The organism is Pantoea sp. RG18, from assembly GCF_025910075.1.
In the GTDB taxonomy this organism is placed as follows: Bacteria; Pseudomonadota; Gammaproteobacteria; order Enterobacterales; family Enterobacteriaceae; genus Pantoea; species Pantoea agglomerans.
Genome location: NZ_JAPCIL010000013.1, coordinates 104,284 through 114,555, shown reverse-complemented (window position 1 = coordinate 114,555; position 10,272 = coordinate 104,284). Strand labels below are relative to the sequence as shown.

9 protein-coding genes and 1 riboswitch are annotated in these 10,272 nt (G+C 54.5%); of the genes, 3 read left to right on the top strand and 6 right to left on the bottom strand.

Annotation, left to right across the window (positions count from 1 at the left end; all coding sequences use genetic code 11):
• Nucleotides 1–230 precede the first annotated feature (230 nt).
• Together murI and btuB are read right to left on the bottom strand one after the other, a co-directional pair.
• The gene (gene murI / locus OK409_RS14935; protein WP_089415169.1) at nt 231–1,082 is read right to left on the bottom strand and encodes a glutamate racemase; all 852 of its coding nucleotides are present in this window, start codon (nt 1,080–1,082) and stop codon (nt 231–233) included.
• On the bottom strand, nt 1,027–2,904 hold the full coding sequence (btuB, locus tag OK409_RS14930) for a TonB-dependent vitamin B12 receptor BtuB (RefSeq protein WP_182500980.1): 1,878 nt from the start codon (nt 2,902–2,904) through the stop codon (nt 1,027–1,029). The genes murI and btuB overlap by 56 nt, the downstream gene beginning before the upstream one ends.
• 68 nt (nt 2,905–2,972) lie before the next feature.
• Nucleotides 2,973–3,156, bottom strand: a riboswitch (cobalamin riboswitch).
• A gap of 110 nt (nt 3,157–3,266) precedes the next feature.
• Between btuB and trmA the strand changes: the two genes are divergently transcribed.
• The gene (gene trmA, locus OK409_RS14925; protein WP_010672059.1) at nt 3,267–4,370 is read left to right on the top strand and encodes a tRNA (uridine(54)-C5)-methyltransferase TrmA; all 1,104 of its coding nucleotides are present in this window, start codon (nt 3,267–3,269) and stop codon (nt 4,368–4,370) included.
• Nucleotides 4,371–4,409: 39 nt separating this feature from the next.
• Here the strand turns inward: trmA and OK409_RS14920 are convergent, their stop codons facing one another.
• Nucleotides 4,410–4,763: a YijD family membrane protein gene (locus tag OK409_RS14920; protein ID WP_010258126.1), complete on the bottom strand. Its 354-nt coding sequence runs from the start codon at nt 4,761–4,763 to the stop codon at nt 4,410–4,412.
• Between the two features lie 14 nt (nt 4,764–4,777).
• On the bottom strand, nt 4,778–5,425 hold the full coding sequence (gene fabR, locus OK409_RS14915; protein ID WP_010258128.1) for an HTH-type transcriptional repressor FabR: 648 nt from the start codon (nt 5,423–5,425) through the stop codon (nt 4,778–4,780).
• Between the two features lie 192 nt (nt 5,426–5,617).
• Here fabR and sthA point away from each other — a divergent pair, with 192 nt between their 5' ends.
• Nucleotides 5,618–7,018: a Si-specific NAD(P)(+) transhydrogenase gene (sthA, locus tag OK409_RS14910; RefSeq protein WP_010258130.1), complete on the top strand. Its 1,401-nt coding sequence runs from the start codon at nt 5,618–5,620 to the stop codon at nt 7,016–7,018.
• Here the strand turns inward: sthA and oxyR are convergent.
• Nucleotides 7,001–7,918, bottom strand: coding sequence for a DNA-binding transcriptional regulator OxyR (gene oxyR / locus OK409_RS14905; RefSeq protein ID WP_010258132.1), 918 nt, complete (start codon nt 7,916–7,918; stop codon nt 7,001–7,003). The two genes, sthA and oxyR, sit on opposite strands and share 18 nt — an antisense overlap.
• Before the next feature lie 124 nt (nt 7,919–8,042).
• On the opposite strand from oxyR, the gene OK409_RS14900 reads away from it, so the two are divergent.
• Complete coding sequence (locus OK409_RS14900; protein ID WP_010672060.1) at nt 8,043–8,777, top strand: glutathione peroxidase; 735 nt, start codon at nt 8,043–8,045, stop codon at nt 8,775–8,777.
• 117 nt (nt 8,778–8,894) lie between these two features.
• Here the strand turns inward: OK409_RS14900 and argH are convergent, their stop codons facing one another.
• Nucleotides 8,895–10,268 carry an argininosuccinate lyase gene (gene argH / locus OK409_RS14895; RefSeq protein ID WP_045139514.1) on the bottom strand — a complete coding sequence of 458 codons (1,374 nt, stop codon included), beginning with the start codon at nt 10,266–10,268 and terminating at the stop codon, nt 8,895–8,897.
• Between the last annotated feature and the right edge of the window lie 4 nt (nt 10,269–10,272).

Genomic DNA, 10,272 nt, shown 5'->3' with positions numbered 1-10,272 from the left:
TGCCGCGATTTACTGCGGCGCGGGCTGCGTATATTACGCTTTCCGCATTGTCAGTCAAGCATTTATTTTCGCTTAACTCACTGGTTCGTATGATTTCGAACCTACTCAACCCGGCGCTTCGTAAGCCGTTGTGCCGTGTCAGTGGAGGCGCATTATAGGGAGTTCTCGGAGGGTGACAAGTGCTAATTTCAAATAAAATTCCGAGTGCTGATTTTTTCAGCTAAAAGCCGCTAAAGCGCCAGTTTTTCCAGCAACGGGAAGCCATAACGCTGTAAAACGGGTGATAATTGTACCGCTTCGCCATCCAGCTCCGTACAAAATGCAACGTTCTGCTGCGATGAATGTACTTCAGGTGCTTCATGCTCCAGCAGCCAGGCTGTGCGTCGTGCAATTGCCGCACCGGAATCAATCAGACGCGTTCCTTCCGGTAACACCTGCTGCAACTCTTCGCGTAGTAAAGGAAAGTGCGTACAGCCTAAAACGACCGTGTCCGGTGGTTCCGCCATCCGCAGCCACGGCTGAACAATACGGCGCACCTCATCCAGAGCCACCTCCGCACCATGGAGCTTCGCTTCTGCCAGTTCAACCAGCTCCGCTGATCCCAGCATCTCTATCTTGCAGGAACCGGCAAACTGCGACACCAGCTCATGGGTATAAGGACGGCGCACCGTGGCACGCGTCGCCAGCAAGCCCACTACGCCATTTCGCGTCAGGCGCGCGGCCGGTTTAATCGCCGGAACCACCCCCACGACAGGAAAGGCAAAACGTTCACGTAAAGCGGGCAATGAAACGGTGCTGGCCGTATTACAGGCGATGATGACTAACGAGAGAGGATAGCTGCGGGTAATGGCCTCAACGATAGCGACCACCCGATCCACAATGAAAGTCTCGCTTTTCTCACCGTAAGGGAAGCCAGCGTTATCGAAGGCGTAAAGATAATGAAGATCCGGCAACAGCTGACGGACCTCATCATAGACAGAAAGCCCACCGACGCCGGAATCAAACACCAGCACGGTGGGACGCAAATCAGAAGTTGTAGCTGCCGCTGAGGTAATACTCTCGTCCTGGTGTCTGATAGCCATACACTGTCTCGTAATCTTTATCGAACAGGTTGGCAATTCTACCACGAACCGTGAGTTGTGAAGTGACAGGATATGAGACGGCGAGATCCCACAGGCTGACGCCACCTAACTTCACGCGACGGCTGGGAGAGCTGTTAAAGTCAGTATCATAACGGTCACCCAGATAATGGTAGGTAACTGACCAGTCAAACTCATACAGCGTCCAGTCGAGCTGATATTTCACCTGCTGCTTAGCCCGGCGTACGAGCGGCTGATCGGTGCTGCCATCCCGTGCGTCGACATAATCATAAGAGAGCTGATGCGCCAGCGGCCCGGTGTCGAATCCTGCGGTCGCTTCAACGCCTTTAATGCGAGCCTGCTTAATGTTGTAGTAACGGAAAGTCGCCGGGTCATTATCAATCAGATTATCGATGTCGTTGCGATAACCTGAAACACGCCAGTTCACCGGTCCGCTCAGCCCTTCAAAGCCGCCTTCCCACTGCTTACTTTTTTCAGGATCGAGATCACGGTTGCCATAAAACGGGCTGTAAACCTGCGACAGATTAGGTGCTTTAAAAGCGGTGCCATAAGAGGCGAACGCGCGGTAGCCGGAGATAAACTCCCATGAGGCCGCCGTCTGCCAGGTGTTATGCCAGCCAAACTGATTGTTGTCGTCACCGCGTACCGCACCTTCAAGGGTGACGCTGCCAAACTGCTGCTGGCCGGTCAGGTAGAGACCGGTATTACGCTGCTCATAGCCATCTGACAAATAGTTCGTGCCCGGCTCGGTCGTCTCTTTCTGCCAGTCGACACCCGCGCTGATCGCCCCCTGCCCCACCTGCACGGTGTTGCCCCACTGCAGATTGTACTGGGTGACATCATCAAAGGTGGACGCGGCACCGTAGCGACCATTGCGCGGATCGTAGTTGATGTCTTTGGTATGGCCATAACTGGCGATGAGCTGGGTAGAGTAGAAGTCACGATTAAAGCGTAACCCGGTGTCCCAGGTCTGGCTGTAGAGCTGGCGGGTATCCGCCAGCCCAATAATATTGAAATTATTATCGTAGGTATATGAACCGTCGTAGGCGGTGCGGTTATCAAACCCGTAGCCGCGCACAAAACCACTGAGCTCATCGCTGAACTGATGCTCAAGGTTGCCATACAGGGTTTTGCTCATGAAGCCGTCGCGATCGTGCTGCGCCGGGCTAAAGTCATTGGGATAACCCGCCACCACGTCATACCCTTTGGTATAGGTGTAGTTGCCTGCCAGGGTGAGCTTTGTCGCATCGCCCAGCATCTGCTGGGTTGAGCCGTCGTAGGATTGATAGCCGTTGGACCCGACACCCGCCGTCAGCGTGGTGCCAGGTTGCGATCGGCCCGTAATGATATTCACCACGCCGCCAATCGCATCGGAACCGTAGACTGCAGAACGCGCACCGCGAATATATTCGATGCGCTGCACCAGTGACAGCGGGATCTGGCTGAGGTCAGACGAACCGGTGATGCCCGCCTGATTAAGCCGGATACCATCAATCAGGATCAGTACATGTCTCGATTCGGTGCCCCGAATAAACAGCGAACTCTGCTGCCCTAACCCGCCACTTTGCGCGACATCGACACCCGGCAGGCGGCGCATCACATCCGTCAGGCTTTTGGCCTGCCAGCGATCAATCTCATCACGTGTGACAACGGTGGTGGGTGCCAGCACACCTGAAACAGGTTCAGCAAAACGGTTGGCGGTGACTATTTGCGTATCATCATTCCCCTGAGCAAAACCGTATTGCGCCCAGAGAGAAATCGCCGTTGCGCTCAGAGCGAACAGCGAAGCAGTTTTTTTTGTCATTTTTATCGCATCCATAAGACGAAGCAGGATGCCGCAGGCCGACAATCAATAGCACGCGATGATTGTACGAGTAGCGACGTTACACCGGCAGGTCTTCGGGCTGGGAACCATAAGTGATGATGACTTCCCATCCCACAGGACAGTGTCTGCAATTGCACTCATCACGACATTCCTTACCGCTGCGCGTCAGCTCCAGATTCACACTGGATTCCCTATTAACTCGGGCTTGAGGCCGGCGTCTGCAGTCTACGGAGTGGAGATACGGAAGTCCAGACTGCCAAACATCTTCTCGCTGCGGGACTGGACATCAGCAAGTGAATGCCTACAATCGCCCGCTGGTAAGCTATTAATCAGGATTGCTCATGACACCCGAACATCTCCCCATTGAAGACTATGACGCACAGCTGGCGGAAAAAGTCAGTCGTTTAGAAACGATGATGACACCGTTTGCTGCGCCCGACGTGGAGGTGTTCCGTTCACCGGTCAGCCACTATCGGATGCGCGCCGAATTCCGCCTGTGGCACGACGGCGATGATATCTATCACATCATCTTTGATCAGCAGACACGCGAGCGGATCCGTGTTGATCAGTTCCCGGCGGCCAGCCAGCTGATCAATCAGCTGATGCCAAAGATGATCGCCGCGATCCGTGATAACCGTACCCTGCGTCATAAACTGTTCCAGATCGACTATCTGTCGACCCTGAGCAATCAGATTGTGATTTCGCTGCTCTATCACCGCAAACTGGATGATGAGTGGCAGCAGGCAGCCGTGGCGCTGCGTGACCAGCTTCGCGCGGAAGGGCTGGATGTGCAGTTGATTGGTCGCGCCACCAAAACCAAAATCTGTCTGGATCGCGACTACGTTGATGAGTGTCTGCCGGTAGCGGGTCGCGAGATTATCTATCGTCAGGTCGAAAACAGTTTTACCCAGCCTAATGCGGCGATGAATATTCAGATGCTGGAGTGGGCGCTGGATGTGACGCAGGATTCACAGGGCGACCTGCTGGAACTCTACTGCGGTAATGGCAACTTCTCGCTGGCGCTGGCACGCAATTTCCGCCGCGTTCTGGCGACTGAGATCGCCAAGCCCTCTGTTGCGTCAGCACAATACAATATTGCCGTGAACCAGATTGATAACGTGCAGATCATTCGTATGGCGGCGGAAGAGTTTACCCAGGCGATGAATGGCGTGCGCAGCTTTAATCGTCTGGAAGGAATTGACCTGACCAGCTACGAATGCGAGACGATTTTTGTCGATCCGCCGCGCAGCGGACTGGATGAAGAGACGGTGAAAATGGTGCAGGCGTATCCGCGCATCCTTTATATCTCCTGCAATCCGCAGACCCTCAGCGACAATCTGCAGACGCTGGCGGAAACGCACGATGTGACGCGGCTGGCGCTGTTTGATCAGTTCCCCTATACCCACCATATGGAATGCGGTGTCCTGCTGACACGTAAAGCGTAAACAAAAACGGGAACCCTGAGGTTCCCGTTTTTTTTATCACTACTGATTACGCTTGCGCTTAAAACGCGTCGCAATCCAGAACACCAGCGCTACCATCAGAACGGTGGGAACGAAGTTGGAGCCAATATCCGGGTATTCTGCCCGCACCAGCGCGCTATAAACCAGAATCCCCAGCAGGAAAAACGCCGCTGCCAGTCCTGGCATGCCGTCCGGCATATTGGTGTTGAGGTAACGCTGATGCAGACACCAGGCCGCCAGACCCAGCGCAATCAGCGGAAAAATCGAAAATGGAACAAAGGCGCTGAACAGCACAGAAAACGAGCCGTTAATTGCTAAGCCGGTAATAAAAGCCAGTACCAGTGTGCTTTTATCGCGAGTACCTGGGTGGGTCATGGACTGATCCTTACTCATTGCTCTTCGGGTTTTTCCAGGGTGGCCGCCAGTCGCTCTTGCTCCCGGCGGTACCAGTAATAAGCGCCTTTGGCGATCATACGCAGCTGTAACACCAGCCGATCCTCAAGCTTACGTCGCTGCTCAGCATCAACATCCAGTGCTTCTGCACCGGCGCTGAAAACAATGGTCACCATCGCTTCAGCCTGCGCTTCGGTAAAACTGCGCGGCATGCGATTTTCGACCTCAAGATAATCGGCCAGTTCAGCGATAAAGTGCTGAATTTCACGCGCCACGGCGGCACGAAAAGCGGCAGAGGTGCCGGAACGTTCACGCAGTAACAGGCGGAAAGCGTTGGGATTGTTGCCGATAAACTCCATAAAGGTCGACACCGACGTTTTAATGATGCTGCCGCCTTTGGCAATACGCTGGCGCGCCTGGCGCATCAGCTGTCGCAACATCAGCCCGCTTTCATCTACCATCGTCAGGCCAAGCTCATCAACATCCTTGAAATGACGATAAAAGGAGGTAGGTGCAATCCCTGCTTCACGGGCAACCTCCCGCAAACTCAGACTGGCAAAACTGCGCTCGGCGCTGAGCTGACTGAACGCTGCTTCAATCAGTGTACGTCGTGTACGTTCTTTTTGTTGCGCTCTGACGCCCATTCTCTCTGCCTTTAGCGGTGTTAAGCAGGCACTATAACAAAATTTTCAGCGTACAGATTGGCAATCTTTGTCACCGCCTGTGAACCTCACTCTTTGTCAAAATGTGATGAAAATCGCTGATAGAATTCAGAAGTGCGCGACGAGATGTTAGAATCTCGTTGTAAAAATGTATAAATAATAGGACGTATCGGTATGCAAAAGTCTTACGATTACGATGCCATTGTGATTGGCTCAGGGCCCGGCGGTGAAGGGGCGGCGATGGGGCTGGTAAAACAGGGAGCGCGCATCGCCGTGATTGAACGCTACCACAACATCGGCGGCGGTTGTACGCACTGGGGCACCATCCCTTCTAAAGCCCTTCGCCACGCCGTCAGTCGCATTATTGAATTCAACCAAAATCCGCTCTACAGCGATCATACCCGACTGCTTCGCTCCTCTTTTGCCGACATTCTCAATCACACTGAAAACGTGATCAGCCAGCAGACAGCCATGCGTCAGGGCTTCTACGAGCGTAACCGTTGTGAACTTTATCAGGGCGATGCGCATTTTGTTGATGCCAACACCATTGAGATTGAGCAACCGGATGGCACGCGTGAGACGCTGACGGCAGAGAAGTTTGTTATCGCCTGTGGTTCACGACCTTACCATCCTGACAATGTCGACTTTACCCATCCACGCGTTTATGACTCCGACTCTATTCTCAATCTGCACCACGAACCGGGCCACGTCATTATTTATGGCGCGGGCGTGATTGGCTGTGAATATGCGTCGATTTTCCGTGGCCTGAACGTCAAAGTTGACCTGATTAACACCCGCGATCGCCTGCTGGCGTTTCTTGATCAGGAGATGTCTGACTCTCTCTCTTACCACTTCTGGAACAGCGGCGTGGTGATTCGTCACAACGAAGAGTTTGAGAAGATCGAAGGGGTGGAAGATGGCGTCATCATGCATCTGAAGTCGGGTAAGAAAGTGAAAGCCGACTGTCTGCTTTACGCTAACGGCCGTACCGGCAACACCGATTCACTGTCGCTGGAAAATGTGGGTCTGGAAGCGGATGGTCGTGGCCTGCTGAAAGTGAACAGCATGTATCAGACGGCTCAGCCGCACATTTATGCCGTTGGTGACGTGATTGGCTATCCAAGCCTGGCCTCAGCCGCCTACGATCAGGGCCGTATTGCCGCTCAGGCGATTATCAAAGGGGAAGCGTCAGCGCACCTGATTGAAGATATCCCAACCGGGATTTACACCATTCCGGAAATCAGCTCCGTGGGTAAAACCGAGCAGCAGCTGACGGCAATGAAGGTGCCTTACGAGGTAGGGCGCGCGCAGTTCAAACATCTGGCGCGAGCGCAGATCGTTGGCATGAACGTTGGCAGCCTGAAGATTCTGTTCCATCGGGAAACCAAAGAGATTCTGGGAATTCACTGCTTTGGTGAACGTGCCGCCGAGATTATTCACATCGGTCAGGCGATCATGGAGCAGAAAAACGGTGGCAACACGATTGAGTACTTCGTGAACACCACCTTTAACTATCCGACCATGGCCGAAGCCTATCGCGTTGCGGCGTTAAACGGCTTAAACCGCCTGTTTTAACGCAGCGTCGAAATAGTGCTGCATGTGGGTTTTAATCGCCTCTGCCAGTTGTTCATAACGGCTGCGCAGAGGTGAACCCGGACGATAGACCAGCGCAATTGTACGCTGTGGCACCGGTTTGTAGCAGGTGAGATAGCAGACGCCGTCGCGGATACGCTCCGGTGGGACTGCCAGCGCCGGTAACAGCGTAATCCCGCTGCCTGCCGCCACCATATTGCGCAGCGTCTCAAGACTGGTCGCACGAAAATGGGTATCTTCATCGGCGCCCGCCTCAAAGCAGAACCCCATCGCCTGGTCACGCAGACAGTGCCCATCTTCCAGCATAAGCAATTTCTCGCCTGCCAGATCGGACATAGGCACCCGGTCGCGATCGCACCAGGGATGATCGGCATAGACTGCCAGCTTCATCGGCTCATCAAACAACGGCACTTCGATAAAGGCCTGGCTCTCTTTGACCAGCGCGATAATCGCGCAGTCCAGCTTGCCACTATCGAGCTGTGCCAGCAGTTGCTGCGTCTGCGCTTCGTGCAGATACATCTCCAGTTTCGGGAATGTCTGGTGCAGCGTCGGGATAATCTGTGGCAATAAGTAGGGCGCGGTGGTCGGGATGAGGCCGATATGCAGCGGACCTGACATCGCTTCCCCTTGCTGACTGGCCATCTCTTTCAGCACTTTCACTTCACGCAGCACCGTACGCGCCTGATCCACCAGCAGCAAACCTGCCTGGGTGAACAGCACTTTACGGCTGGTGCGCTCCAGCAGCATCACACCCAGCTCATCTTCCAGCTTACGGATCTGCCCGCTTAACGTCGGCTGACTGACATGACACGCATCCGCAGCACGGCGGAAATGACGGTGTTCAGCAAGCGAAACCAGATATTCAAGATCACGAATATTCATTATTACCCTCCAAGCCACGATAGACCGTGGCGATAGATAGAATAGCAATGAACGATTGGCCCTATCAAGGGTGGTTGGGAATAATGCGCACATCAAATGGAACGCGGTATGTCAGGAGAAAAAAATGTTTGCAAGTCAGGAAGGTAAAGCTATTCCGTCAGTGACTTTTCACACACGTCAGGGCGATCGCTGGGTCGATGTCACCACTGAAGCGCTGTTTAAAGACAAAACGGTCATCGTTTTTTCACTGCCGGGTGCATTCACACCGACCTGCTCCTCCAGCCATCTGCCGCGTTACAACGAATTAGCGGGTCTGTTTGCCCAGCAGGGTGTGGACAGCATTCTGTGCGTCTCGGTGAATGACACGTTTGTGATGAACGCCTGGAAAGCAGAACAGCGCGCAGACAACATTACCTTTATTCCTGATGGCAACGGCGAGTTTACCCGTGGCATGGAGATGCTGGTTGAGAAAGCCGATCTCGGCTTTGGCCCACGTTCATGGCGCTACTCGATGCTGGTGCGTAACGGCGTGGTAGAGAAAATGTTTGTTGAGCCAAACAAGCCAGGCGACCCATTTGAGGTCTCCGATGCCGACACCATGCTGCGCTATCTGGCGCCCGAGTGTAAAGCTCAGGAGTCGGTCTCAATCTTCACTAAACCTGGCTGCACCTTCTGCACCCAGGCAAAACAGATGCTGATGGATCATGGTATTCAGTACGAAGAGATCGTGCTGGGACAGGATGCAACAACCGTGAGTCTGCGCGCCGTTTCAGGCCGGGCGACGGTACCGCAGATCTTCATGGGAGGTCGTCACATTGGCGGCAGTGAGGATCTGCAGCAATATTTGCTGTCAGCGTAAGAGAATCTGAGCGTCGGCCGGGAGAGCAGGCGCTTTGATGATGTGCCTATAAAAATGAGTAATTCTGAAGCTAGAGGTTGGCGGGCATTTAATGTGCCCGCTTTTTTTACCTGTTAATTACGCCAGACGCTGCTTTGCGTCACCGATGGCACGCGCAACCTGCTGTGGCGAGACGCCGCCCTGCGCATTACGCTTATCCAGACAGGATTGCAGCGCCAGAATCGGATAGACATCCTCGCCAATCACCGCACTGAACTGCTGCAGCTGTGCCAGCGACAGCGCTTCCAGCGCCACACCCTGCCCGATGGCGGCAACCACTACTTCCCCGACGATATGGTGTGCTTCACGGAACGGCACGCCTTTGGCGACCAGATAGTCAGCCAGTTCAGTGGAGTTTGCGTAACCCTGTTCAGCCGCTTCCTGGCAGCGCGGGCGTTTAACCTGCAGGCCATCCAGCACCAGAACTGACATATGCAGACAGTCGAGCCAGGTGTCGAGCGCGTCAAACAGCCCCTCTTTGTCTTCCTGCATATCTTTGTTGTACGCCAGCGGCAGACCTTTCAGCGTCATCATCATGCCGGTCAGCGCGCCCTGCACCCGGCCACACTTGCCGCGAATCAGCTCCAGCGCATCCGGATTTTTCTTCTGCGGCATCAGCGATGAGCCGGAGGTCACTTTATCTGACAGTTCGATAAAGCCCGCTTCACCGGTGTTGAAGAAGATCATATCTTCGGCGAAGCGCGACAGATGCACCATGCCGATGGCAGCGTCAGAAAGCAGCTCCAGCACGTGATCGCGGTCTGATACGGTATCCAGACTGTTGCGCGTGGCGGAAGCAAAGCCCAGCCAGCCTGCCAGCTGCTGACGATCGATCTCATACGCGGTACCGGCCAGTGCGCCACAGCCCAGCGGGCTGACATCGAGCCGCTTCAGCGTATCCTGCAGACGGCTCTCGTCACGCGCCAGCATTTCAACGTAGGCCAGGCACCAGTGCGCAAACGTCACCGGCTGCGCACGCTGCAGATGCGTGTAGCCCGGCATCACCGCATCCTGATTGGCTTCGGCGGTGACCACCAGCGCCTGCTGCAGATCACGGGTGGCACTCAGCAGCGCTTCAATCTGCACCTTGCACCACAGCTTGAGATCGGTCGCGACCTGATCGTTACGGCTACGTCCGGTGTGCAGTTTTTTGCCCAGCGCGCCCACCTTGTCGATCAGCTGGCCTTCAACCCAGCTGTGGATATCTTCGGCGTCGCTCTGCAGAATCTGCTCAGGATCCTCACGGACTTCATCCAGTAACGTATTCAGAGCCGCTTCCAGCTGCTGCTGCTCATCCTGAGTCAGGACATTTACCGTCACCAGCGCTTTGGACCAGGCAACAGAGCCAATGATGTCCTGCTCTGCCAGGCGGTAATCGAAGCGCAGCGAGTCATTGAACTGTTTAAAACGTTGATCCGCTGCCTGAGTAAACCGTCCACCCCAAAGTGCCATGTGA

What these genes read in the sequence shown, in the direction of transcription:
- murI (WP_089415169.1), bottom strand. Translation starts at nt 1,082, where the DNA reads ATGGCTATCAGACACCAGGACGAGAGTATTACCTCAGCGGCAGCTACA.
- btuB (WP_182500980.1), bottom strand. Translation starts at nt 2,904, where the DNA reads ATGACAAAAAAAACTGCTTCGCTGTTCGCTCTGAGCGCAACGGCGATT.
- trmA (WP_010672059.1), top strand. Translation starts at nt 3,267, where the DNA reads ATGACACCCGAACATCTCCCCATTGAAGACTATGACGCACAGCTGGCG.
- OK409_RS14920 (WP_010258126.1), bottom strand. Translation starts at nt 4,763, where the DNA reads ATGACCCACCCAGGTACTCGCGATAAAAGCACACTGGTACTGGCTTTT.
- fabR (WP_010258128.1), bottom strand. Translation starts at nt 5,425, where the DNA reads ATGGGCGTCAGAGCGCAACAAAAAGAACGTACACGACGTACACTGATT.
- sthA (WP_010258130.1), top strand. Translation starts at nt 5,618, where the DNA reads ATGCAAAAGTCTTACGATTACGATGCCATTGTGATTGGCTCAGGGCCC.
- oxyR (WP_010258132.1), bottom strand. Translation starts at nt 7,918, where the DNA reads ATGAATATTCGTGATCTTGAATATCTGGTTTCGCTTGCTGAACACCGT.
- OK409_RS14900 (WP_010672060.1), top strand. Translation starts at nt 8,043, where the DNA reads ATGTTTGCAAGTCAGGAAGGTAAAGCTATTCCGTCAGTGACTTTTCAC.
- argH (WP_045139514.1), bottom strand. Translation starts at nt 10,268, where the DNA reads ATGGCACTTTGGGGTGGACGGTTTACTCAGGCAGCGGATCAACGTTTT.